General features: G+C 43.8%; 23 protein-coding genes. 15 read left to right on the forward strand and 8 right to left on the reverse strand.

Features of this window, described 5'->3' with window-relative positions:
* Nucleotides 1–124: 124 nt before the first annotated feature.
* Nucleotides 125–1,111 carry an NAD-dependent epimerase/dehydratase family protein gene (locus tag A3860_RS31325; protein ID WP_081154160.1) on the reverse strand — a complete coding sequence of 329 codons (987 nt, stop codon included), beginning with the start codon at nt 1,109–1,111 and terminating at the stop codon, nt 125–127.
* 16 nt (nt 1,112–1,127) lie between these two features.
* Nucleotides 1,128–1,358 (reverse strand): hypothetical protein, encoded by a 231-nt coding sequence (locus tag A3860_RS31330; RefSeq protein ID WP_081154163.1) that lies wholly within the window; start codon nt 1,356–1,358, stop codon nt 1,128–1,130.
* A gap of 4 nt (nt 1,359–1,362) precedes the next feature.
* Here A3860_RS31330 and A3860_RS31335 point away from each other — a divergent pair, with 4 nt between their 5' ends.
* From A3860_RS31335 to A3860_RS31385, 11 genes are all read left to right on the forward strand, one after another.
* On the forward strand, nt 1,363–1,569 hold the full coding sequence (locus A3860_RS31335; protein ID WP_081154166.1) for a hypothetical protein: 207 nt from the start codon (nt 1,363–1,365) through the stop codon (nt 1,567–1,569).
* Nucleotides 1,570–1,620: 51 nt separating this feature from the next.
* Nucleotides 1,621–2,571 carry a D-2-hydroxyacid dehydrogenase gene (locus A3860_RS31340; protein ID WP_173820289.1) on the forward strand — a complete coding sequence of 317 codons (951 nt, stop codon included), beginning with the start codon at nt 1,621–1,623 and terminating at the stop codon, nt 2,569–2,571.
* A gap of 224 nt (nt 2,572–2,795) precedes the next feature.
* The gene (locus A3860_RS31345; RefSeq protein ID WP_081154168.1) at nt 2,796–4,058 is read left to right on the forward strand and encodes a dihydroorotase; all 1,263 of its coding nucleotides are present in this window, start codon (nt 2,796–2,798) and stop codon (nt 4,056–4,058) included.
* 10 nt (nt 4,059–4,068) lie between these two features.
* Nucleotides 4,069–4,629 (forward strand): DUF4199 domain-containing protein, encoded by a 561-nt coding sequence (locus tag A3860_RS31350; protein ID WP_081154170.1) that lies wholly within the window; start codon nt 4,069–4,071, stop codon nt 4,627–4,629.
* A 3-nt stretch (nt 4,630–4,632) separates the two neighbouring features.
* Entirely contained in the window at nt 4,633–5,577 is a 945-nt protein-coding gene (locus tag A3860_RS31355; protein WP_081154172.1) for a glycosyltransferase family 2 protein, read from the forward strand.
* Nucleotides 5,578–6,696: a glycosyltransferase gene (locus tag A3860_RS31360; RefSeq protein ID WP_081154175.1), complete on the forward strand. Its 1,119-nt coding sequence runs from the start codon at nt 5,578–5,580 to the stop codon at nt 6,694–6,696.
* Between the two features lie 40 nt (nt 6,697–6,736).
* Complete coding sequence (locus A3860_RS31365; protein WP_081154178.1) at nt 6,737–7,756, forward strand: GHMP family kinase ATP-binding protein; 1,020 nt, start codon at nt 6,737–6,739, stop codon at nt 7,754–7,756.
* Nucleotides 7,757–7,831: 75 nt separating this feature from the next.
* Nucleotides 7,832–8,410 (forward strand): D-sedoheptulose-7-phosphate isomerase, encoded by a 579-nt coding sequence (locus A3860_RS31370; protein WP_081154181.1) that lies wholly within the window; start codon nt 7,832–7,834, stop codon nt 8,408–8,410.
* Between the two features lie 117 nt (nt 8,411–8,527).
* Nucleotides 8,528–9,226 carry a nucleotidyltransferase family protein gene (locus A3860_RS31375; RefSeq protein WP_081154183.1) on the forward strand — a complete coding sequence of 233 codons (699 nt, stop codon included), beginning with the start codon at nt 8,528–8,530 and terminating at the stop codon, nt 9,224–9,226.
* A gap of 21 nt (nt 9,227–9,247) precedes the next feature.
* Nucleotides 9,248–9,805 carry a D-glycero-alpha-D-manno-heptose-1,7-bisphosphate 7-phosphatase gene (locus A3860_RS31380; protein ID WP_081154186.1) on the forward strand — a complete coding sequence of 186 codons (558 nt, stop codon included), beginning with the start codon at nt 9,248–9,250 and terminating at the stop codon, nt 9,803–9,805.
* A 127-nt stretch (nt 9,806–9,932) separates the two neighbouring features.
* Nucleotides 9,933–10,976: a hypothetical protein gene (locus A3860_RS31385; RefSeq protein ID WP_081154189.1), complete on the forward strand. Its 1,044-nt coding sequence runs from the start codon at nt 9,933–9,935 to the stop codon at nt 10,974–10,976.
* A gap of 232 nt (nt 10,977–11,208) precedes the next feature.
* Here the strand turns inward: A3860_RS31385 and A3860_RS31390 are convergent, their stop codons facing one another.
* The 3 genes from A3860_RS31390 to A3860_RS31400 form a co-directional block, all read right to left on the reverse strand.
* On the reverse strand, nt 11,209–11,844 hold the full coding sequence (locus A3860_RS31390; protein ID WP_081154247.1) for a PH domain-containing protein: 636 nt from the start codon (nt 11,842–11,844) through the stop codon (nt 11,209–11,211).
* Between the two features lie 100 nt (nt 11,845–11,944).
* Complete coding sequence (gene lepA, locus A3860_RS31395; RefSeq protein WP_081154192.1) at nt 11,945–13,738, reverse strand: translation elongation factor 4; 1,794 nt, start codon at nt 13,736–13,738, stop codon at nt 11,945–11,947.
* 120 nt (nt 13,739–13,858) lie between these two features.
* Nucleotides 13,859–14,473, reverse strand: a complete 615-nt coding sequence (locus A3860_RS31400; RefSeq protein WP_143774351.1) for a hypothetical protein — start codon at nt 14,471–14,473, stop codon at nt 13,859–13,861.
* Between the two features lie 1,110 nt (nt 14,474–15,583).
* On the opposite strand from A3860_RS31400, the gene A3860_RS31405 reads away from it, so the two are divergent.
* The 4 genes from A3860_RS31405 to A3860_RS31420 all read left to right on the forward strand — a co-directional run bounded on the left by A3860_RS31405 (nt 15,584) and on the right by A3860_RS31420 (nt 20,249).
* Entirely contained in the window at nt 15,584–16,429 is an 846-nt protein-coding gene (locus A3860_RS31405) for a sigma-70 family RNA polymerase sigma factor (protein WP_081154197.1), read from the forward strand.
* A gap of 217 nt (nt 16,430–16,646) precedes the next feature.
* Nucleotides 16,647–17,111, forward strand: coding sequence for a carboxymuconolactone decarboxylase family protein (locus A3860_RS31410; RefSeq protein ID WP_173820292.1), 465 nt, complete (start codon nt 16,647–16,649; stop codon nt 17,109–17,111).
* A 300-nt stretch (nt 17,112–17,411) separates the two neighbouring features.
* The gene (locus A3860_RS31415) at nt 17,412–17,747 is read left to right on the forward strand and encodes a DUF6686 family protein (protein WP_081154200.1); all 336 of its coding nucleotides are present in this window, start codon (nt 17,412–17,414) and stop codon (nt 17,745–17,747) included.
* Nucleotides 17,748–17,789: 42 nt separating this feature from the next.
* Nucleotides 17,790–20,249, forward strand: coding sequence for a TonB-dependent receptor (locus tag A3860_RS31420; RefSeq protein ID WP_081154202.1), 2,460 nt, complete (start codon nt 17,790–17,792; stop codon nt 20,247–20,249).
* A 1,225-nt stretch (nt 20,250–21,474) separates the two neighbouring features.
* Here A3860_RS31420 and A3860_RS31430 read toward each other — a convergent pair.
* The 3 genes from A3860_RS31430 to A3860_RS41330 all read right to left on the reverse strand — a co-directional run bounded on the left by A3860_RS31430 (nt 21,475) and on the right by A3860_RS41330 (nt 23,577).
* Nucleotides 21,475–21,909 carry a hypothetical protein gene (locus A3860_RS31430; RefSeq protein WP_081154207.1) on the reverse strand — a complete coding sequence of 145 codons (435 nt, stop codon included), beginning with the start codon at nt 21,907–21,909 and terminating at the stop codon, nt 21,475–21,477.
* A 962-nt stretch (nt 21,910–22,871) separates the two neighbouring features.
* Nucleotides 22,872–23,444, reverse strand: a complete 573-nt coding sequence (locus A3860_RS31440; RefSeq protein WP_081154212.1) for a hypothetical protein — start codon at nt 23,442–23,444, stop codon at nt 22,872–22,874.
* A complete protein-coding gene (locus tag A3860_RS41330) occupies nt 23,437–23,577 on the reverse strand; it encodes a hypothetical protein (protein WP_158085427.1) in 141 nt (46 codons plus the stop codon). Before A3860_RS41330 ends, A3860_RS31440 begins: the two co-directional genes overlap by 8 nt.
* Between the last annotated feature and the right edge of the window lie 88 nt (nt 23,578–23,665).

The raw sequence follows: 23,665 nt of genomic DNA on the forward strand, positions 1-23,665 counted from the left end.
GGGATCAGTTAACTATTGAAAGTAAGGTCTTTCCCAGGACTGCAATTAATACTAATTGGCAATTAATGAAATCATCTTTGCATCCTTCGGCTTCGCTCAGGACCATTACCTGGTTAATCTGTTGCTATTCCAGCACCGGAAACGGCCCGTCGGTGAATTTTTCGGGGTGATAGCCTTTGACGCCGATCTGTATGGCCAGTGGACTGCGCAGGTCATTGGTGGCTTTTATATGTTGCAGCATATATTTGAAATCGTATTTAGGTTGCCAGCCCAGTTCATTGCGGGCGCGTTCGTTCACGTACACCCGGTCGATGGAGGGAAATAGCTGCCAGCCGCGTTGTTCGTACAGGTCAACACATTCAGGCACCAGCCGTTTTACCACCTCCCTTGCATGTACCCGAAGGTCCCATCCGTCGGCGGGGGTAAATGGTGTGGTGGCGCTGATGATATAGGTTCCAAACCCAATTGCTTTGGCCTGCTGCATGGCGGCCAGGTGGGCGCTTACCACATCTTCAATTTCGACCCGGCGATACAAAAACTCATTGAGTTTAAGGTTAATGTCGGAGTAGATCGACCGCATTTTGCGGTTATCATCTTCCTCGGGGAAGAACCGCGACGTACGTAATATAATAACCGGCAAACCAAAATTCCTGAAATACAACTGGCAAAGGTTTTCCGCTGCTGTTTTGGTAACCCCGTAAATATTTTTCGGTACGGGCGTCACCTCTTCCGTGATCCAGGCGGCGGGTGCGCCTGCCGGTGGTACCAGGGCGTCGCCAAACGTACTGGTGGTGCTGGTGAATACAAATGAGTGAACACCGGCGGCTACTGCTTCCTGTAACAGGTTAAGCGTACCGGTAATATTGGTGTCAACAAATTGTTGCGGGGTGTGCGTAGCCACATGGGGTTTGTGCAGCGTGGCAGTATGTAAAACTACGTTTACCCCGGTCATACATTGTTTTACAAAATCGCGATCGGTAATGGAACCGGTATGGGTAGTGAATGGTGAGGGCAATATGTCGATGCCTGCCACCTCATATTTCATTTCCTGTAATGTACGTACCAGTGCTTCGCCCAAATGCCCCGCACTGCCGGTGACCAGCACTTTCATGGTTGAAAAGTTTTATTTAATCTTCCTTCACGTATTTATACACGTTCTTTTTGTAAGCGTTCAGGTCTTCGAGTGTTGAAATTTCTTCGAACCGGTAGGTTTTTCCATTTGCCGTTCTCTCCAGCGCTACCACTTCCCCACCCACTACGGCACTTTGCGCCTTGCGAAAAATGGCGTCAAGCGATTGCCGGTCGTTCAACATCTGGTATTCTTCTATGTGGGCAACGTTGATAATATAGTCTGCCATGTGAATGTTTGAAAAATTATTGCGAAGATATGCTGTTACCGGTTACCGGGTGCCAGTTACCGGGTACCAGTTACCGGGTACCAGTTACCGGGTACCAGTTACCAGGTGCCAGTTACCGGGTACCAGTTACCAGGTGCCAGTTACCGGGTACTGCTTCAACTGTCTTTGTTTCTTTCCCGGCAACCGGTATCTGGCAACCGGCAACTGGTAATTTGTTTCCCCTTATTTTTGTCGTTTTCTCATTTGTTATAATAGCATACCAATGATAAAAATCGTAGTAACTGACGGCTATACGTTGAACCCGGGCGACCTGAGCTGGTCGCCAATTCAACAATTTGGCGAGGTAACCGTTTATGACCGAACAAAACCGGAAGAAATTATTGACCGGTGCCATGATGCAAATATTATTCTTACCAATAAGGTTCCGCTTAGCGAAGCAACAATAGCCCAATTGCCGCAATTGAAAATGATCGGCGTAACGGCAACAGGTTATAATATTATAGATGTGCAGGCGGCTGCCAAAAGAAAGATCGTTGTATGTAACGTACCGGCTTACGGTACTGCTTCGGTTGCACAACATACGATTGCTTTGTTGCTTGAGTTAACGAACCAGGTGGGCAGGCATGCTGCCTCAGTGGCGGCTGGCGAATGGGTGCAATCGCCTGATTTCAGTTATCAAAAAACACCCATCACCGAACTGGCCGGCAAAACCCTGGGCATTATTGGCTGGGGCAACATAGGGCAGCAGACGGCCCGCATTGCGCAGGCCCTGGGCATGCATATAATATATTATAATCCCTCCAAAAAAGAAAAGGAATGGGCCAGCTGGCATCCATTGCCCGATCTGTTTGCCGAAAGCGATGTGGTTTCGCTTCATTGCCCCCTGAAGCCGGAGAATACGGGTTTTGTAAATGCCGGGCTCATTGCGCTGATGAAACCATCGGCTTTTATCATCAATACCTCCCGCGGGCCGCTGATCAATGAGCAGGACCTTGCCGATGCCCTCAACAGCGGCCGTATTGCCGGAGCTGCGTTGGATGTGCTGTCGGCCGAACCGCCTTCTGCCAAAAATCCCCTGCTCACGGCTAAAAACTGTATCATTACCCCGCACAATGCCTGGATCAGTAAGGAAGCACGGCAGCGGGTAATGGATGTTACGGTACAAAATGTTGCAGCATTTTTTAATGATAAACCTGTAAATAAAGTGAATTAGCGGAAAAAGTTACCAGTTACCAGTTACCGGTTACCAGTTACCAGTTACCGGTTACCAGGCCAGAATGATGATCACGCTGCCTGTAGCCGGGGTCTTCGAATTTTTTGCCCGGAAACCGGGAACTGGCAACCGGTGACAGAAACATCCATAGCCTTACAAATCAATTACTAAGAACAGATATCCACTTAAATCAGAAAAACGTATCTTCGCTCAACTTTTTGAGAATGAAGATTCTAATTCAACAGGTTACAATTACTGACCCATCATCCCCATTTAACGGAACAAAGCAGGATGTCCTTATTGAATCAGGAATTATCAGGGACATTCAACCTGCTATTTCAGTAGAAGCCGATAAAGTGATCACAGGCAACCAGCTGCATTTATCGCCAGGCTGGGTTGATGTGTTTGCGCATTTTGCCGATCCCGGTTATGAATACAAGGAAACGTTGGAAACCGGTTCCCGCGCTGCGGCTGCAGGCGGTTATACCGATGTGTTCGTGATCCCCAATACCAAACCGGTGGTCGATAGCAAAACGCAGGCAGAATACATTAGCCAGAAATCAAAGTCCCTGCCGGTGAATATTCACCCCATCGGCGCCGTTTCCAAAGGCACAGAGGGAAAAGACCTGGCCGAAATGTATGATATGCGCGGTAGCGGCGCCGTTGCCTTCAGCGATGGGTTGAACCCCATACAAAGTGCCGGTCTGTTGCTGAAAGCCCTGCAATATGTAAAGGCTTTTGAAGGAACCGTAATACAAATTCCCGACGATAAGAGTGTAGGCGCCAATGGCCTCATGCATGAAGGCATCATTAGCACGCGACTGGGTTTACCCGGCAAACCAATGATGGCAGAAGAACTGCAGGTGGCCCGGGATATAAAGCTGGTGCGCTATGCCGATTCCAAACTGCATTTCACGGGGGTTAGCTCGCCCAAATCGATCGAGTATATTCGCCGCGCAAAAGAAGCGGGACTGGCAGTTACCTGTTCGGTTACTCCCTATCATCTCTTCTTTACCGATGAAGACTTGCTGGAGTACGATACCAACCTGAAAGTTTTTCCGCCCCTGCGGGCGAAAAGCGATGTGGAAATATTACGCGAGGCGGTGCTCGATGGAACCATCGATTGCATTGCATCGCACCACCTTCCTCATGAATACGACAGCAAGGTGCTGGAATTTGAGTATGCCAAATACGGCATGACCGGCCTTGAAACATCATACAGTGCTGTAAAGACAGTGTTGCCCGCCCTGAGCGAAAGCCGGTGGGTAGAGCTGGTTAGTATTAATCCCCGGAAGATCTTTGGTTTGGATGTGCCGGTTATTAATAAAGACGAGCGGGCCTGCATAACACTGTTTGAACCCGGGGTACCCGTAAACATTACGGCGGCTGCCTTTCGTTCCAAATCGAAAAATTCTGCTTTTACCGGTAAAACCCTGCAGGGTAGCGTAAAAGGAATTATCAATAAGGAAACCTTAATTCTAACCTAACATTTATTGTATGACCGTTGAATCATCCTCTTCCCCCAAAAACTTAGGGGTACTCTATGGCCTTATTTGCGGTGGAGTGTCCATTGTTTTTACAGTAATTCTCTACCTGAGCGGAGCAAAAACGTTCGTGAGCCCGCTTGCCTGGTGTGGTATGGTTTTACCGATCGTGGTTTGTGTAATGGGCGGTTTGGCGATAAGAAAACAACGTGGCGGTTATCTTGAATATTCAGAAGCTTTAAAAGCCACTTTTCTGATCCTGGTGTTAGGGTCATTGATCGCTACTGCGTTTCAATATATTTTATTTAATTACATAGATGTATCGTTCAGGGAGGCGCTAGCCCAGGTAACGGCCGAGCAGGTAGAAAAAATGATGCACAAATTCGGGGCCACCGATACTCAGATCGATGAAGCTGTACAGAAGACCTTAAGCAAAAACAACTATACTATTGGAAATTTACTCCTGGGTTTTGTTTTTAGCTGCATCGGGTCGTTCATTATTGCCTTAATTGTATCGGCGATCATAAAAAGAAAACGACCGCCGTTTGAAAATACTTTTATTATCAACCAGTAATCTATGGATGTATCCATTGTAGTGCCATTGTTGAATGAAGAAGAATCCCTGCCAGAATTATGTGCATGGATCGAGCGGGTGGTAACGGCAAACAATTTTTCCTATGAAATAATCATGATCGACGACGGCAGTACCGATAATTCGTGGCAGGTCGTTGAAGAATTACGAACTAAAAACCGTCATATAAAGGGGCTCCGTTTCCAGCGCAATTATGGTAAGTCGGCCGCTTTGAACGAAGGTTTTAAAGCAGCTCAGGGCAATGTGGTGATCACCATGGATGCCGATTTGCAGGACAGTCCCGATGAAATACCCGGGTTGCGCAAAATGATCGTGGAAGAAGGGTTTGACCTGGTTAGCGGCTGGAAGAAAAAACGGTACGATAATACCCTCACCAAAAATATCCCAAGTAAATTTTTTAACTGGGCTACCAGGCGTATTTCGAAGATCTGTTTGCACGACTTCAATTGCGGCCTCAAGGCATACAAGCTTAAAGTTGTTAAAAGCATTGAAGTATATGGCGAAATGCATCGCTATATACCGGTGCTGGCCAAATGGGCCGGGTTTAAAAAGATAGGCGAAAAAGTGGTGGAGCACCGCAAACGCAAATACGGCACTACCAAATTCGGCTGGGAGCGTTTTGTGAACGGTTTCCTCGATCTGGCCTCCATTACCTTTGTGGGTAAATATGGCAAAAGACCCATGCACTTCTTCGGTTTGTTTGGGTCGGGTGTACTGCTGACCGGTTTCCTGCTATTTATGTACCTGATCATTTCAAAGGTCATTGAACCGGAATATGCTATTACCAACCGGCCTGTATTTTATATTGCTCTAACGCTTATGATCATTGGTACGCTCCTGTTCATTGCAGGATTTTTGGGTGAACTCATTTCGCGTAATTCGCCCGGCCGTAACCACTATTTGATTGAAAAGAAAACCGGTATTGAGTAAATGGCTCAAAAAAAGATCGTTATCATTGGGCCAGGCCACCCTTTGCGGGGCGGATTGGCTACTTTTAATCAGCGGCTGTGCAAACAGTTTAATGATGAAGGGCATTCGTGCAGCATCTATTCCTTTTCGCTGCAATACCCCGATTTCCTGTTTCCCGGAAAAACGCAATATTCCACCGATCCGGCGCCAACCGATATAGAGATCTATTCGGTGATCAATTCCATTCATCCCCTGAACTGGTTGCAGGTAGGTAATGAATTAAAACGCATCAGACCCGATGTTATAGTGGTGCGGTTCTGGCTGCCATTGATGGGGCCGGCATTGGGTTCCATTTTGCGCCGGGTGCGAAAGAATAAACATACCCGCATTATTGCCATCACTGATAATGTAATTCCACACGAAAAACGGCCGGGTGATGTTCCTTTTACCCGTTACTTCCTGAAAAGTTGCGACGCTTTTATCACCATGAGCGATAAGGTAATGAACGACCTGCGCCAGTTTGAAAAAAGCAAACCTGCACAGGAGGTATTGCACCCGTTATACGACAACTTTGGCGAACCAATTTCAAAAGAGGAAGCCAGAAAAAAACTGGGCATTAATACCACCGAAAAGATCATTCTGTTCTTTGGGTTCATTCGCGAATACAAGGGGCTTGATATCCTGTTTGATGCTATGGCGTTGCTGAAACAGAAAAATATAAAGCTGTTGGTGGCCGGTGAGTTTTATGAAGATGAAAAGCCTTACAGGGAACAGATAAAGCGGTTGAATATAGAAGACAGTTTAATATTAAGAACAGATTTTATTCCCGACAGTGAAGTAAAATATTATCTCTGTGCTGCAGATGTAGTGATACAGCCTTACCGGAATGCCACCCAGAGCGGCGTTACTCCCCTGGCCTATCATTTTGAAAAGCCAATGGTGGTTACCAATGTGGGCAGTTTGCCTGTTAGGGTGCCACACGAAAAAGCAGGGTTGGTTTGTGAGCCGGAACCTGCTTCCCTGGCAGCGGCCATTACCCGGTATTTTGAACTTGGAGAACAGTATTTTATACCGCATCTTCGCATCGAAAAAGAAAAATATTCCTGGCATAATCTCGTTAAAACGATCTTAGAATTGTGAGTAATGAGGAGGTTGGCATATTTTTTTAAATATCCTGCACATGATCTACAGAAGTAAAGCTCCCTTACGGATTGGTTTGGCCGGTGGCGGAACCGATGTTAGCCCATATAGTGATCTTTATGGCGGGGCTATTTTGAACGCAACGGTTTCGTTGTATGCCTATGCCAATATTGAACCTATTCAGGAAAAAACGATCTGTTTGCAAGCCATGGACCGCAATGAAAAACAGGAATATGGCTACAGCAAGGAATTGCCCGTTGATGGAAAGCTCGATCTGCTAAAGGGCGTGTATAACCGTATTCAAAAGCAATACGGCATGCCGGAGACCGGGTTTAAATTATCTACATATGTTGATGCCCCCGCCGGTTCAGGGTTAGGAACATCCTCAACCCTGGTAGTGGCCATTGTAGGCGCTTTTGCAGAAATGCTGCGGTTGCCATTGGGAGAATATGACATCGCCCATTTGGCCTATGATATAGAGCGGAACGATCTTCAAATGGCGGGTGGTAAACAAGACCAGTATGCCGCCACTTTCGGTGGTGTGAACTATATGGAGTTCTATGGCGAAAATGTGGTGGTGAACCCGCTTCGTATAAAACAGCAATATTTGTTTGAGCTGGAAAATAACCTGGTTCTGTATTATACGGCCACAAGCCGTGAGTCGGCAAAGATCATTGAAAAGCAAAGTGCGAATGTGGTATCCAGGAAGGAGAAATCGATCGATGCCATGCACCAGCTGAAAAAGCAGGCGCAAATGATGAAAGAAGCCCTGTTGAAAGGCAAGATCCATGCAATTGGCGAGATCCTTGATTTTGGTTTTCAACAAAAAAAGCAGATGGCCGAAGGTATTTCCAATACATTGATCGATGAGATCTATGAAACAGCCAAAAAAGCCGGGGCAACCGGGGGTAAAATATCGGGAGCCGGCGGTGGTGGTTTTATGACCTTCTATTGCCCCAATAATACCAAGTACAGCGTTATTGAAGCGCTGAAAAAATTTGGCGGTGAAGTAAAGAACTACCAGTTTGTTGATCACGGGCTTACCAGCTGGACGATATAAACTAATCCCCCGACAAAGGCCGGGGCCAAGTTGTGCTAATTACCAAAACCTTTTGATAATTAAATTAAAACATCTATGATTAACAAGATAACGGACATTATCAAAGCATCGATCAGTACCAAAGAAAGCATTCTGAGAGACCCCGTGTTGTTGGGTACTATTGAAAAGCTGGCCAATATCATTACCAGCGCGCTGCGTAATGGCAACCGCGTTTATTTCTGCGGAAATGGCGGCAGTGCGGCCGATGCGCAACACCTGGCTGCAGAATTCAGTGGCCGTTTTTATACCGACCGCGATGCCCTGCCGGCAGAAGCATTGCATTGCAATACCTCCTATTTAACCGCAGTGGCCAATGATTACAGCTATGATGTGGTATATGCCCGTTTAATTAAAGGCATCGGTTTGAAGGGAGATGTACTTGTAGGATTATCTACTTCAGGAAATTCAGCCAATATTGTAAAAGCATTTGAAGTGGCCCGTGAAAAAGGCATTGTTACCGTAGCATTTACCGGTGACGGTGGCGGTAAAATGAAACCGTTGAGCGATTACCTGGTGAACGTTCCGTCGAAAGATACTCCCCGTATACAGGAAAGCCATATCATGCTGGGACATATCATTTGCCAGTTGGTAGAAGAACAATATTTTAATAAATAGTTACAGGTTGCAGGGCCTGCCCCGACGAGTCGGGGTTACAGGTTTCAGGGAAAATATACGGCGAGCCCCGTGTAACCTGAAACCTGTACCTTGTAACTGTATGTTGTAATTCAAGGCATGACAATAAAAGAATGCATTATTCTTGCAGGAGGTTTAGGCACACGCCTACGCAGCGCTGTACCCGATCTGCCAAAATGCATGGCGCCCGTTGCCGGCAAACCATTTCTTTCTTTTGTAATAGACCATTTCAGAAAGCAGGGCGTTGAAAAATTTATATTCTCCCTGGGGTACAAGCATGAAGTAATACAGGAATTCCTCGATACCGCCTATGCAGATTGCAGCAAACAATATGTAATTGAACAGGAACCGCTGGGAACCGGCGGCGCCATTCAGCTCGCCTGCCGCCAGGCCACTGAAGAGCAGGTGGTGATCCTGAACGGCGACACGCTCTTCTCTATTCAATTGCCCGAACTCACCGCCTTTCATCAGCAACACCAGGCTCATTGTACGCTGGCATTAAAACCCATGCAGCATTTTGACCGCTATGGCGTGGTTGAACTGCAGGAGAACGGCGCTATAAAAAGCTTTAAGGAAAAACAATTTTACGAACGCGGACTGATCAATGGCGGCATTTATGCATTGCAGGTAGCTGCATTCCTGAATGAAGGATTGCCTGAAAAATTCTCCTTTGAAAAAGATTACCTGGAAAAGCGCTATACGCAACGGCCAATGTTTGGCCTTATACAGGATACTTATTTTATAGATATTGGAATACCCGAAGATTTCGAAAAGGCAAACAGGGAACTCGCTGGTTAATGCCAGTTGTAATATTTTATTATGTTAGATATAAAACAGATAGACAAGACCTGGACTTTATTTCTCGATCGCGATGGTGTTATAAACCATGAAAAGCACCAGGATTACGTGTATAATTACGATGAGTTTATTTTTTATGATGGTGTAATTGAAGCCATGAAAACACTGTCTGATCTGTTTGGACTGGTAATAATAACAACCAACCAGCGTGGTGTTGGGCGCGGACTGATGACGGAAGCCGATCTGAAGCTGATCCATGACCAAATGATCACCGACATTGAAAAAGCCGGTGGCCGTATTGATGGCATTTATTATTGTGTTGCCAATGATGCCAACGACCCCTGCCGCAAACCCAACCCCGGTATGATCCTGCTGGCTAAAAAGGAGTACCCCAACATCGATCTGCAAAAGTCATTGATAGTAGGGAACAATATGAGCGATATGGAATTTGGGCGTAATGCGGGCATTCATACCGTATTTGTAAAGACAACACAACCTGAGCAGGCGCTTCCCAACCCTGCTATTGACCTGGCATTTAACACTTTACCCGATTTTGCAAAAGCTTTGCAAACAGTATAAAATTTTATCAAGCCTTTCACGTTCCTGTTGGGGCAACCCGGAAAGCATCTTTGTAACTTTATGTTAAAGAAAGCATAAGGGCATGATTCATGCTTATAACCGTTGTCTTGATTTTTGAATTAATACTATGAATCGCTACTTTATAAAAGTTTGTATAACCAGCTGGTTATTGATCATCGGCCTTTTAGGTATTGCCCCGGCATTTGCACAGCATATATTACCTGCTGATAAAAAGGAATTGCAGAAGAAAGAAGATTCATTAAAAGGGTTGTCGACCAATATGGTGTTCAGTGAACAGGCGGCTGACCGTTTCCGTAGTGACAGTGTGTTTACCCGGATTTTTGTGCGGGCATTGAAAACAAAGAATGCGTTTTATTATCCATTCGATTCGTTGAATATTTCCAAATTATATGCACCCGATAGCACGTTCCGCATTTTCACCTGGCAGTTGAAAAAAGATGAATATGTGTACCTGCAAAAAGGCGCCATACAAATGAATACCCCCGATGGCTCGTTAAAGCTGTTCCCTTTGTTCGATTATTCGATGTTCACCGCAAAACCGCTTGATTCGGTTCGCACCCGTAACAACTGGATAGGCGCCATTTATTACCGCATTATAGAAAAGGAATTCAATGGACAGAAATATTACACGTTACTGGGCTTTGATGATTTTAGTATCAGCAGTAACCGGAAATGGCTGGATGTATTGCATTTTAACGAGCGTGGAGAACCGGTATTTGGCGGCCAGATGATCTCGTTCAAGGACGATTCAACTAAAAAACCGGTACAATCGCGCTTTGAAATTGAATATAAAAAGGAAGCTAAAACATTCTTCAATTACGATCCTGAAAAAGACATCATCGTTTTTGACCACCTCATTTCAGAAAGCAATGAACCTGACAGAAAATCTACTTATATCCCCGACGGTGACTTTGAAGGGTTCAAATGGCAGAATGGCCAGTGGGTGCATATACCACAACTTGATTTTGAGCTTAAATTAAAGGACGGAAATTTCCCGACAGAATCAAAGATCTTCGACGATGCCGGTAATGCCAATGAGCAACAGCTGGAGGAAGCGTCGAGGCGGAATATGGAGAAGGAATCAGGAACACCACCGGAGCAAACTGCTACCAAACCTAAAAAAAGTACACCTCCTAAGAAGAAAGGATAATATAATTAACAATAAAACGAAAACCCCGATAAAGTCGGGGTTTTTCGTTTTATAATTAACTGTTCCCGATCATTAATGACATGCGCAGATAGTAAAAGTTGCTGCAAACAGGAAAAATAAGATAGAGTTAATTTTCATGGCATGGGTTGGTTAACGATGCCGCTAAACTAAAAACCGGTATGCAAAATTGCAAATACCGGCATTGTAAAGTTTCGTTAACAGGCTTTTGAACTTAACCCAGTAGTTTATTCTTCGCTTTAATATATTCTTCTTCGGATATAACTCCCTGTTGCTTTAACTGATGCAATTTCTCCAGTTCAGAAGCAATGCCCGATGAGCCCGAGCCGGCTGAGGCGTATTTTACTTCTCCGGCCTGAATGCCCATGGCAGAAGCCATATGCTGCGCCTGGTTGGCCAGTTGTATGTTCTTGTATTCGGCCTGGGCAAGGGTGATGGTATCTTTCAGGCGTTTGGGACCATGTACATTGTAATAATCGGTGGCGCCAATTTCTGCGGCGGTTTGAATTTCAACATGGCCGTAATTCATGATGCGGCCCCAGATCGTTTGATCGTACGATACGTTGTTTATTTTTTCGAGCGGACTTTCCTTTGCAAAATGATTGAGTAAGCCGGCTTCATCGATAACCCGGAAATTGGTAACTACCCAGATGTTCACTTTCCAGGAAAAATAAGCTATCAGGAGATATAGGGAACCCACCAGTGCGGCCGTCCACCCCCATTGCAGGAAGCCAATAAGAATAGCAGCGACCCAGCCTGCGAGGGCAATCAATACGGGCATAATTAATTTAACCCAGCTGGTATGGGTAACCAGTAGTATTTGTTCGCCTTTTTGCAGTGGTGTGCGCATATGTGTAATTTATGTACTGGAATCTCCCACCTTCGATCCTTCGACTCCGCTCAGGTCAGGCCCGCTCAGAATTTGAGCTGTCTGATATTTCTAAGTACGTTTAATCATCGAGTTTCAAAACTGCCAGGAACGCTTCCTGCGGAACTTCCACATTACCTATCTGGCGCATACGCTTTTTACCCTCTTTCTGTTTTTCCAACAGTTTACGCTTACGGCTGATGTCGCCACCATAACATTTGGCGGTAACGTCCTTACGCATGGCGCTGATGGTTTCGCGAGCCAGCACTTTAGCGCCAACGGCAGCCTGAATGGCGATCTGGAATTGCTGGCGGGGCAGCAGTTCTTTCAATTTTTCGCAGAGCTTGCGGCCAAAATCCTGGGAGCGGGCACGGTGTATCAGGGCGCTGAGGGCATCCACCTTATCGCTGTTCAGCAGAATATCCATCTTTACGATATCGCTTTCGCGGTAACCGATAGGATGGTAATCGAATGATGCGTAGCCGCGGGTCTGGCTCTTTAATTTATCGTAGAAGTCGAATACGATCTCTGTCAGGGGCATCTCAAACTGCAGCTCCACGCGGGTGGTGGTCAAATAGCTTTGGTTCAACAAAATGCCGCGTTTGCCGAGGCAAAGCGTCATGATATTACCGATATATTCGGGCTTGGTAATGATCTGAGCCTTGATGTATGGTTCTTCTATCCTGTCTGTTTTAACCGGATCAGGGAACTGTGTAGGGTTGTTCACGATGATCTTTTCGCCCTTGGTAGTGTAGGCGATAAAGCTCACGTTGGGAACAGTTGTGATCACTGTTTGATCGAATTCGCGCTCAAGCCTTTCCTGGATAATTTCCATATGCAGCATACCGAGGAAGCCGCACCGGAAACCGAAGCCAAGGGCCTGGGAAGTTTCCAGTTCGTACGTAAGGGACGCGTCATTTAGCTGTAGTTTGTCCATACAGTCGCGTAATTCCTCAAACTCATCTGTATTAACCGGGAAAATTCCTGCAAATACCATCGGTTTCACTTCCTGAAAACCTTTGATCATTTCCTGGGTTGGATTATTCTTGAGGGTAATGGTATCACCCACTTTTACTTCTTTCGCATTCTTGATACCGGTAATAAGGTAACCTACATCTCCTGCACTTACTTCCTTCTTCTCCGTCATTTTCAGTTTGAGGATACCCACCTCGGCGGCCTCGTAATCCTGGTCGGTAGACACAAATTTTACGATATCGCCTTTGCGGATGGTGCCATTCAGTACGCGGAAGTACACAATGATACCCCGGAAGCTATTGAATACGCTGTCGAAGATGAGGGCCTGCAGAGGTTCTTGAGGATTTCCTTTGGGTGCCGGAATGCGTTCAACGATCGCCTGCAGAATGCCATCCACACCAATACCCGTACGGCCGCTTGCCAACAGGATGTCTTCCGGTTTGCAGCCAATGAGTTCAATGATCTGGTCCTTTACCTCTTCGATCATGGCGCCATCCATATCAATTTTATTGATAACGGGGATGATCTCCAGGTCGTTGTCGATGGCCAGGTACAGGTTGCTGATGGTTTGGGCCTGAATTCCCTGGGTAGCATCAACCAGTAACAGGGCGCCTTCGCAGGCGGCCAGGGCACGGCTTACTTCATAGCTGAAGTCAACGTGACCGGGCGTATCGATCAGGTTCAGGATATACTCCTGACCGTCAGTATGTTTATAGTTAATTTGAATGGCGTGGCTCTTGATGGTGATCCCTTTTTCCCGTTCCAGGTCCATATCGTCAAGCACCTGGTCCATCATTTCGCGTTCGCTGATGGTATTGGTTGCTTGTAACAGTCTGTCGGCCAGGGTACTTTTGCCGTGGTCAATGTGGGCTATGATGCAAAAATTGCGGATATTCTTCATTAACGCTTTTGTCCTTTAAATAACCGCAAAAGTAACTGATTTTGGTGGTATTACAGAGAGAAAATGGAAAGGAATTGTGACGTTTTGACATTAATTGCTAACTATGTTTGATAAGAACGATTACGAAACATAGCGGCTCAACACCTGCGTGTAAACGATCTGGTTGCGGGCGCCAATGACAGCCATTCGAAAGCTGTAATTTACGCCCAGCGGGAGACCTGATATAACCTTTTTACTGCGTGTGTCAATTATACTTTGCCAAACGCTTTCGGGAGTGACCGGTGCTGGTGTCCATTGGTACAGATATGAGCGGGCGCCTTTAACTGCACGAACTTTCATTATAATTTCGCCGGGACTGGAACCTGGCAGGATCTTGAAATCTTTAGGAGGTTTTAGCGTAATTTCATCTTGTGGTCTTATTAAAGAAAATCCACTGGTCAGGAGCAGGTATTCGTTACCATTTGCCTCGGTTTCAACAAATGCGCCTACCTGTTTCAACTTTTTAATGAGTAGGGCCCGCACATTGTTTTTAATAGCAATTTTTTCCCTATCCCCTAATCCTGCCTCTGTCATTGTTTTTTGAAAATGCTTGCCAGTTTCCCATAAATCTATGATCATCATACCCGGATCAGGGAAATTTTCATTGCCCGACATTTGTTGCCAAACTGTAAATGCCTCCATATAAAGGTCAGAGTCCTTCACTCCTTTAAAATTTAAAGCAAGTCGCCGTTTCATAATATTTCATTAATGAATGATTGTTAAAATGCAATAGGTGCATTCCGTAACCATTCCTGATACATTACGTGCGCGGTAATCCCGGTAAAAAATTGTTGTTACTAAGAGTGGCTTAACCTGGTATGAGTGACCAATGTATAGGATATCATTGGCTTGCTTAATGAAAATAGCAATAATCTATTAAAAAAGCACGCATTTGAACAGGCATTTGATCAATTTGCGGGAAAATCAGGTGTTTTACTCATAGTTAATTTTTAAGATTTGGTTTGTAATAAATTAGTTATCAGCATGTTTTGTCTGTGCGTTATAAATGCCTGGCTTTATAGCTTGTTTTCGACTATTTTTTAAGGAAATCAATATATCCTACGGGAAATAGCAAATTCTTTCAGGAAATCACAAAAACTTCGGGAAAATTGTAAAAGAATTCGGGAAATCCGAAAATTTTTCGGGAAAGCCGAAAAGCTTTCGGGAAATCATAAAATCCGTTGGCAATTTTGAAAAGCTTTCGGGAAATCCTAAAATCCGTCGGTATTTCTGATTTTCTTTCAGGAATTCTCAGAATCCACCGGGAAAAAGAAAAAGATTCCGGGAAATGGGAAAAGCTTCAGGGAATTTGCAATTCCCTAAGGGAAATGGTAAACATATGCTCTTTATGGTTGATTTATAGTCGAAATAAGGTCTTGTTTTAAAATTTGCCACGGCAAATAATCAACATAGCCACCACTTTTGCTTATAAATAGTGTCAAGATTGTAAAAGGATAGGCTGAAATACCTTATCAGGTGAAATAAAATAGCAACTAAGCGCTGTTTTGGCCAAATGACATGGTTATTTTCTTAAAGTGCCCTCTAAAATGTAAAAACAAAGCGTTTAATTCACTCAAATCCTTCTTTCGCAATTAAGCCTGATGCGTAATTAATAAATATAGTCGTAAACCGCTAATTATCATCTTACTTTACTTATTGCCAGGGGCAAAATGCCAATAGCACGAATTATTCGTTTAACCATTCAATTGGCTAAACCATTTAACTAATAATAATGTTTATCGATAGTCTTAATTGCCTTAACTCATTCGTGTTTACATAAAATACATTCCTTCATTACCTTTGCGTATGGATTCCCTGCGGCCAATTCTTACTTCGTATGCTTACAACATCCTTGGCTCCTATGAGGATGCCAAAGATATTGTTCAGGATGTAATGCTTGAAATGATCAACCGCACCGCCGGTACCGAGATCCAGAATGAAAAAGCTTACCTCACACGGTCGGTGATAAACCGGGCCATCAATGCACGGAACAGGTTGCAAAAAATGCAATCGGGCTATCCCGGTAACTGGCTGCCCGAACCCGTGGCTACCGAATCGGCCGATGGCGACCTGCATCAGAAAGACATTCTCTCCTACTCCCTTATGGTGCTGCTTGAAAAACTCGACGCCAAACAGCGCGCTGTCTTTATTCTGAAAGAAGCTTTCTCTTACGAGCATGATGAAATTGCCGAAGTGCTTGACATTAGTGCCGAAAATTCCAGAAAAATTCTCAGCCGTGCCCGTACGGCACTTCAAAACGGATCTGTTCATGAAGCGGTTAAAACACCCACCGATTACCTCGATAAATACATTGATACCATCCGCAGCGGGGATATAAAAAAACTGGAGCAACTACTCACCAACGATATCGTTGTTGTTTCGGACGGTGGCGGTAAAGTGGCGGCTGCCCTGAACCCATTGGTAGGTATAGAAAGTGCTTCACAGTTCCTTGCTGGCGTTTATAATAAATTCTACCAACAGGCAAGCTTTAAAAAAGGCCTGGTAAATCACCACCCTGCCCTGTTCTACTATCACGAAGATCAATTAGTGACCTGCCTCATATTTGAATGGCGGAATGAACTGATCAACCGGGTGTATATCATGCGTAACCCCGATAAGATGGCGGGTTTGGGTTTCAGAAGCAGGAAATAAGAAGTATGAGGTAAGAAGTAGGAAGAACCCGAAATTCGGGCCTCGTAATAAATAGCGATTATTAGCTTCAATAAATAGACTCTTCTTACCTCCTATTTCCTACATCTGAAACCTAAGAGCAGAAATGCCTAAATTTAAAATCTTAGGTAAAAAAATATCCCAATCCTGTCACGCGCCGGTTCCCCTCTTTGTCATCACTCTACAAAACATATTAATCATGGAAAGAATTTCGTTTAAAGAAGCTTCGGGCGTTTACAATGCGTTAAGGGTTGGACAAAATTACGTTGATCAATGCGGGCTCGATTACAAATTAATGAAATTAGTGCGTTTACGCGTATCACAGATCAACAGCTGTGCATATTGCCTCGATATGCATTATAAAGAGGCTATCCATGCAGGTGAAACGCCGCTGCGAATAATATCTGTATCGGCATGGCGCGAAACATCTTATTATACGCCCCAGGAACGGGCCGCGCTGGCTTTTGCTGAAACATTGACCCATATGCCGGCTGAAGAGAACAGTGATTCCATTCACGATGAATTGAAAAAACACTTCACCCAGGAAGAGATCGCCAATTTAACCATGGTCATCATTCAGATCAACTCCTGGAACCGGCTGGTTCGCTCTTTTGGGCCTGAGCCTGGTCTTTATAAAGTTCCCGCTGCTGCAGCTACTGTTTAAGTGTGTGTTTCACCGTTAATAGTTCGCTGTTCGCAGCTTGCAATTCATAGATAAAATAACGGGTTTAAGGTGATTGCCTTAGACCCTTTTTTATTATTATACTTCCCGCTTCGAATTTCAACGACTCCAAAAATATGGTGACTTCACGAATAGGAAAACTTAGAACTAAAAACCAGGAACTGATAAACTTTTTCTGATCGCGTAAATCGTTTTTCCTTTTTTGAAAGCCCTGCGGTTCACACCCGCCTACTTTTGCTTTCCCTTTACGGGCACACTAATTATTAAAATCATTAATGCCTTATGTGTTCTTACCAAACCTTATTTTATAACGATGAATGCGGTTATGTGATCCTGTGCCATGCGTGTGATTCAATTCAGGTGGCTTTTGGTAATATTTTGCTTACCTGGAACCGCCCCGACTTTTATGATTTCTATGAATTCATAACGCGGATGTTGAACGAAACACCCATCGACGACGCTGCCATCAATAAAAAAACGCTTGCTATTCCGGTTCCCTGCGAAGGTGTACGCATTCTGTTAAGTTTGCGGGAACTGCAGCAACTGCATCAAATGCTTGATACGGCTGAAACCGAATTGCAATCGCAACAATTAATGAGCCTCCTTAGTGGCGCATAACCAACCTGCATACAGGTACAACATTTTGAAAACAAGTTCCCGATGAAAAGGATACCGATTATTTTAGCATTATTGCTTATTGCCCTGTTCCCCGTATTAGCCAATGATCCCGATGATGTCTTTGGTACCATTAAAGGACGCGTTACAACAGCTGATGGCAAACCTGCCGCTTCTGTTACCGTGATCCTGAAAGGCACAAAAAAAGCTGCCGTTACCGAAGAGAATGGTACGTTTTCCATTCATCACGTAAAGAGTGGTCATTATGAATTGGAGATTTCACAGGTAGGCTATGAAACCATTGTACAGCCCGTGCAGGTAGATGGTAATTCAATAACCGCCGTTTCCATTCAATTAAAATTATCTTCGAAGGAGTTGACCGAAGTGGTGGTCACCAATAACCGCAACAGATATGGCGTTAGCAGCAGCGATTATGCATCGAAGATGCCGTTGCGGAATATTGAAAATCCCCAGGTATATTCAAGCATTTCCAAAAACCTGCTTTCCGAACAATTGATCTTCTCGGTTGATGATGCCCTGCGTAATGCACCCGGCGTACAAAAAATGTGGGATGCCACCGGCCGTAGCGGCGATGGCGGCAGCTATTACAATATGCGCGGTTTTATTGTGCAAAGCACCCTGCGCAATGGTATTGCCGGTAATGTTTCAGGCTTAACAGATGCTGCGAACCTCGAAAAATTAGAAGTGCTTAAAGGCCCTTCGGCCACTTTATTTGGCAATGTGCTTACTTCCTATGGCGGTTTGATAAACCGGGTTACCAAAAAACCGTATGATCATTTCGGTGGTGAGATCAATTATTCGACCGGAAGTTTTGAATATAACCGGTTTGGTGTAGATCTCAATACCCCGCTCGATTCTGCCAAAAATGTATTGCTGCGGGTGAATGCGGCCTACAGATCTGAAGGCAGTTTTATGGATAATGGCTGGAACAAAGGATTTGTTCTGGCGCCCAGCCTTTCTTACAAAATAAACGATAAACTGAATTTCCTGATCGATGCAGAGTTCTTCAGCGGACAAAATACCGGACTGAATGTATACTTCTTCCCCTGGGGCCAAACCATTGCTGCACTGGGGGCGAACCGGGCCGATCAACTGAATATAGATTATAAACGTTCCTATGCAAGCGATGATCTGTACCAGACAGCCAGGAATGTGAATTTCTTTGGACAAATGAATTATACCATTTCAAATAACTGGCGGTCACAGACCTCATTTTCAGTAACCAACAGTTTTTCTGATGGCCCTTCCCCTTATTTCTACCTGCTTTCAACCGGTGCAGCGAAAGGCACTAATGAAGTTGGCAACGGTTATATTTCCCGGAACGACCAGTATACCAATAACAGTAAAGATCAGGTGATTGAATTGCAACAGAACTTTATTGGCAACTTCAACCTCGGTAGTTTCAGGAACCGGGTTGTTGCCGGACTGGATTTTACCCAGCATTTTTCTGACCAGTTCTTCTCTGGTAATACTTACGATACCATCTATGCGTTAGGCAATATTGACACCTACCGCAATTTTAACCGCACAAACATGGATAAAGTTTACCAGGATAAAGGGGTTTCATTTGTTTACCCGGTAAATTATATTGCCAAAACCTATAGCGCTTACATCTCTGACGTATTCAATGTAACAGATAACCTGATGGTGCAGGCGGCTTTGCGCCTCGATCATTTTGATAACGACGGACCGGCAGATAATATCACCGGTACTTATGTAAATGCCATCCCTTATAATCAAACGTTCCTGTCGCCCAAATTCGGGATCGTTTTTCAGCCAATAAAGGATAAGATCTCGTTGTTTGCCAACTACCAGAACTCGTTTACGAATAAATACGGCAGTTCAGACCCGAACAGGGACCCGAATATTAAATCAAACGATTTCAAGCCCGAACAGGCTAACCAGGTGGAAGGCGGGGTGAAACTGGATGTACTGGATGGTAAATTGAGCACCTCGGTAAGTGTTTACAACATTAAGGTAACCAATGTGATCAGAGCGGGAGCAGGCCCCAATTTATTTACCGTTCAGGATGGAACCCAGGTTAGTAAAGGTGTTGATGCTGAGGTTGTTGCAAGCCCATTTGAAGGGTTGAGCCTGTTGGCCGGTGTGGCGTACAATGATTCAAAATATACCAAAGTGGCCGATTCAACCCTGGATGGAATGCGGCCTGGAGAGTCTGGTTCGCCCTGGGTAGCCAACTGGTGGATCAGCTACCGCCTGCAATGCCCGGCATTAAAAGGTTTGGGCGCAGGATTTGGCGGAAATTATGCCAGTGATAACAAGATCATCAATAGCAAAAGCGTGGGTACCTTTATTTTGCCGGAATATACTGTGCTGAATGCTTCTATATTTTACGATCAGCCGAAGTTCAGGATATCGGTAAAAATGGACAACCTTACCAATCAGAAATACTGGATAGGTTACAGCAGTATAATACCACAAAAGCTCCGGAATTTTGGCGCAAGCGTAGCGTTCAAATTCTAAAAAGGTTATTATAACGCATAAAAGGCGTGGCGCAGCTTTTCTTCCCTGGAAGACGGGCTGCGCCTCATTTTTTTCAGGGATGCGGCCTTTTGTGCGAGTCAAAATGACGTTTATTACACCTAGCCCAACCACTCCCCTTACCTATAGTGCTAAGTATATTTATTTAGCGGTATCTGGCATTAATTATCAATCTATTGAGGCAGTGTGTTCAAAATTTGCAAAGCGGTAGTTTGGGGGTGTATTTTTACATCGTTATAACAATTGAACGCAAATGAAACCCGACCGAATCCTGAACTCCCGACTTTGTCGGGACAAGCTCTGAACCCTGAACTTAGACCGGCATCAGTAGACCATAAATAATTCAATTTGATCCGTACCCTTTTTGAAGACCTGATTTGTAGCAAACGTTAAACCCTGAACCCTGAACCCGAACGGGAGGCCTGATAAAGTAGCGAAATCCGTACTCAGAACCTGATAAGTAGCGAAATCCAATGATCCAAAAGAAAGACCCGAACCAGACCCTCCCGACTAAAGTCGGGACAAGTTATGAAACCGATCCAAGACTCTTTGAAATGAAAAACCGAATCCATTTATCCATGAACGAACCACTATCCGAAACCCTGAACCGAATCCTGACCGTAGAAGCAGATCCAAACTCTTTTGAAGAACAAAACACGTAATCCGTACACCGTATTCCAGGCCACTGATTTTTGTAGCGAATATCCAATATGTTGAAAGACCGTAATCAATGATCCTTTTGGAAACCATCCAAAGACATTGACCTCCCGCCCCATAAGGCGGGAGGTTTTTTTATTTTTTGAAATTATTTTTTTGTTATATTCGAAGCGGAATCCTTACCTTCGGTTCCTGGTTAGTGATATACCAGTAGCCAACTCCCCCAACCAGCGTTTACGTTAAGCCTTCTGATAGTAGATTAATACTTTTATTTAAAATTTTATAGTAAGTGGAATATGTTTGAGTAACATGTTTGGCTAATATACCCTTGTGCATGTAGGTGCTGGTAGTGGTTGGGCAAATATTAGCTGCAGGATATGAACGCAGGTTATTGTTACAGAATATCAATAAGTCGGCACGCACAGGGAAGCATAACTTGAGCGAAGGTATTTGTGTACAGGCTGAAATCAAACGATGCTTCTATCAACAAGCCCTGTTTTTGCGCAGGGCTTGTTTTATTTGGCAAAGTCAGGCCTGCAATGCATACAAATTATTGATAGTCTAAAGTTTTATTTGTTCCACTCAATTGGATATGATTTCCCTGCTTTTTTATAATAAGACTTTTCCTGCACGAATATTCTTTTAATGAGTAAGATCTGGTTTTACCGTTGAAGTAAATAGCTAATTGATCATTCCTGGATAAATCATAATTGAGTCCCATAAAATCACTGGCAACTCCGCTGCTGGGACTTGTAGTGATCCGTGAACTAAAAAAGATTCTATCATTATAACTTATGGCAATCGAATCGGTTACAAACCCTTGTTCCAGCAGAATAGTTATAACGCCAGACGCCTGACTGCTTTCATTGCAATTATCATCATTGCATGATAACATTGTTGCCCAAATAAGAAAGATAGTTCCTCTCATAAGCCTTATAGCGGTCCCTTTTTCGGTTATGTACTTTGGATCTTTACCATTATCCATTTATTTCCCTGCTCCTATTTGTCTGCATTAATTGTTGATGTGGTATTGCCGTTAGCTTCTATATCATATGTCTCGACAAAAATCGGGAATTTGATCCTATTTTTTGAAAGACTGAATCTAAGAAAATTTTTCAAAAAAAGGCGCCAAAATCTTCAATGTTATTGCTCTTTGTGAATTTGGATTTATCCGTTTCTACATTAGAACAACTGATAAAAATTAAAATTACGGAGATGATTGTTGCTGCTTGTTTCATTTTGTGTGTGTGCACGATGTAACGGTTACTGGGATTACCAGATTTTTAAATCCAGGTAATATATTCCATTTAGGATTATTATGCAAGTATTTCTGTAGCACGATTGCTATTCAAATGGCTGTTACTTTAAAGGAACCTGTAAGGCTAAGTAAATGTGTTTACCAATTTCGGCCATTAATCATCAATATGTAGAAGCCCTGTTCTCAAAACTTGGAAAGCGGTAGTTGAAGGGTGTATTTTTACATCGTTATAACAATCCAATGCAAATGAAACCAAAACCTAAACCGTACACCAGTAAGTCCTAAAGTAATTTGAACCGATCCGTACCTCCCGACTAAAGTCGGGACAGGCGATGAAACCCAAACCTGACCTTTGAAAATTGATCGTATCCTTTGAAACTGATCGTATCCTTTTGAAAATGTAATCCAAAAATCCGTACACCGTACCTCCCGACTAAAGTCGGGACAGGCGATGAACCCGAACCCGACCCTTGAAAATTGAACGTATCCTTTGAAAGTTATAAAGCATAATCCGTACACCGTACCCAGTGAGACTCGATTTGTAGCGACATCCAAATCCAATATGCTGAAAGACCAGCTCCAATGATCCTTTGGAAAGTTACCAAAGAGATTGACCTTCTGCCCCATAAGGCGGAAGGTTTTTTATTATAATGTTTTATCTTCTTTTTTAAGTCATCCTTTTACTCTTTTTACCGATGGAGAATGCTTTCCACCGACCAATGGTCAATAACATAGGAGGTTAATAACCCTTTTCTAAATTTTAAATTAAGAAAATAGTTTCCATAATTTTCGCTTTTAGCTGCGAGTCGAATAATATCTGTAGAGACGAAGTTATTTATTGCCTGTTGGGTTCCCATAAATTTGAAATATATAGAATTATGAGTACCAGAACTCTTAATAGATATTTTATCAATCTCAATTTTTTGAAATTGCACCGCTGCCTTTTCGGCTGCCTTGTAATTGAAAAAAGTAAATATCCAATACGCCAAGGAACCAAAAACTACTCCGGATAAAAAGATATTTTTTACGATAATTACAAAATCTGTCATATAGATTTTAACTGTTTCACGAATTTTAAACAGTTTTCTGCGTACCCAATACAATGCTACCATTCCTACAACTGTTCCCAATAAATAAATGCCAAAAGGAATGTAATGGTTTAAAAATAACTGGCGGTGTTTAATTATTCGAGCACAAAGCATTAGAATAGTAAAAACAACCATACAAGACATGAAAAATTGATCATATCTTTTTTCATTCATACTTTAGTCTTTTAATTTCTGTGCTCAGTTGACCATCCTGGCGGAAGCTGCTCAGTAATGCATCTACGAGGTCATGATCGGGGGCTAATTGTTCCTCGTCGAGGAATATAAATTTTAACAGGACTGTGTTCATGATATTATGGGGTGAAGCGCCGTAAGGTTTTTTATAATGCTACATCTTCTTTTTTAAGCCATCCTTTTACTCTTTTTCCCGCTGGGTT

Source organism: Niastella vici, from assembly GCF_002077945.1.
Lineage (GTDB): Bacteria > Bacteroidota > Bacteroidia > Chitinophagales > Chitinophagaceae > Niastella > Niastella vici.

What these genes read in the sequence shown, in the direction of transcription:
- A3860_RS31325 (WP_081154160.1), bottom strand. Translation starts at nt 1,111, where the DNA reads ATGAAAGTGCTGGTCACCGGCAGTGCGGGGCATTTGGGCGAAGCACTG.
- A3860_RS31330 (WP_081154163.1), bottom strand. Translation starts at nt 1,358, where the DNA reads ATGGCAGACTATATTATCAACGTTGCCCACATAGAAGAATACCAGATG.
- A3860_RS31335 (WP_081154166.1), top strand. Translation starts at nt 1,363, where the DNA reads ATGTTTGAAAAATTATTGCGAAGATATGCTGTTACCGGTTACCGGGTG.
- A3860_RS31340 (WP_173820289.1), top strand. Translation starts at nt 1,621, where the DNA reads ATGATAAAAATCGTAGTAACTGACGGCTATACGTTGAACCCGGGCGAC.
- A3860_RS31345 (WP_081154168.1), top strand. Translation starts at nt 2,796, where the DNA reads ATGAAGATTCTAATTCAACAGGTTACAATTACTGACCCATCATCCCCA.
- A3860_RS31350 (WP_081154170.1), top strand. Translation starts at nt 4,069, where the DNA reads ATGACCGTTGAATCATCCTCTTCCCCCAAAAACTTAGGGGTACTCTAT.
- A3860_RS31355 (WP_081154172.1), top strand. Translation starts at nt 4,633, where the DNA reads ATGGATGTATCCATTGTAGTGCCATTGTTGAATGAAGAAGAATCCCTG.
- A3860_RS31360 (WP_081154175.1), top strand. Translation starts at nt 5,578, where the DNA reads ATGGCTCAAAAAAAGATCGTTATCATTGGGCCAGGCCACCCTTTGCGG.
- A3860_RS31365 (WP_081154178.1), top strand. Translation starts at nt 6,737, where the DNA reads ATGATCTACAGAAGTAAAGCTCCCTTACGGATTGGTTTGGCCGGTGGC.
- A3860_RS31370 (WP_081154181.1), top strand. Translation starts at nt 7,832, where the DNA reads ATGATTAACAAGATAACGGACATTATCAAAGCATCGATCAGTACCAAA.
- A3860_RS31375 (WP_081154183.1), top strand. Translation starts at nt 8,528, where the DNA reads ATGACAATAAAAGAATGCATTATTCTTGCAGGAGGTTTAGGCACACGC.
- A3860_RS31380 (WP_081154186.1), top strand. Translation starts at nt 9,248, where the DNA reads ATGTTAGATATAAAACAGATAGACAAGACCTGGACTTTATTTCTCGAT.
- A3860_RS31385 (WP_081154189.1), top strand. Translation starts at nt 9,933, where the DNA reads ATGAATCGCTACTTTATAAAAGTTTGTATAACCAGCTGGTTATTGATC.
- A3860_RS31390 (WP_081154247.1), bottom strand. Translation starts at nt 11,844, where the DNA reads ATGCGCACACCACTGCAAAAAGGCGAACAAATACTACTGGTTACCCAT.
- lepA (WP_081154192.1), bottom strand. Translation starts at nt 13,738, where the DNA reads ATGAAGAATATCCGCAATTTTTGCATCATAGCCCACATTGACCACGGC.
- A3860_RS31400 (WP_143774351.1), bottom strand. Translation starts at nt 14,473, where the DNA reads ATGAAACGGCGACTTGCTTTAAATTTTAAAGGAGTGAAGGACTCTGAC.
- A3860_RS31405 (WP_081154197.1), top strand. Translation starts at nt 15,584, where the DNA reads ATGGATTCCCTGCGGCCAATTCTTACTTCGTATGCTTACAACATCCTT.
- A3860_RS31410 (WP_173820292.1), top strand. Translation starts at nt 16,647, where the DNA reads ATGGAAAGAATTTCGTTTAAAGAAGCTTCGGGCGTTTACAATGCGTTA.
- A3860_RS31415 (WP_081154200.1), top strand. Translation starts at nt 17,412, where the DNA reads ATGTGTTCTTACCAAACCTTATTTTATAACGATGAATGCGGTTATGTG.
- A3860_RS31420 (WP_081154202.1), top strand. Translation starts at nt 17,790, where the DNA reads ATGAAAAGGATACCGATTATTTTAGCATTATTGCTTATTGCCCTGTTC.
- A3860_RS31430 (WP_081154207.1), bottom strand. Translation starts at nt 21,909, where the DNA reads ATGGATAATGGTAAAGATCCAAAGTACATAACCGAAAAAGGGACCGCT.
- A3860_RS31440 (WP_081154212.1), bottom strand. Translation starts at nt 23,444, where the DNA reads ATGAATGAAAAAAGATATGATCAATTTTTCATGTCTTGTATGGTTGTT.
- A3860_RS41330 (WP_158085427.1), bottom strand. Translation starts at nt 23,577, where the DNA reads ATGAACACAGTCCTGTTAAAATTTATATTCCTCGACGAGGAACAATTA.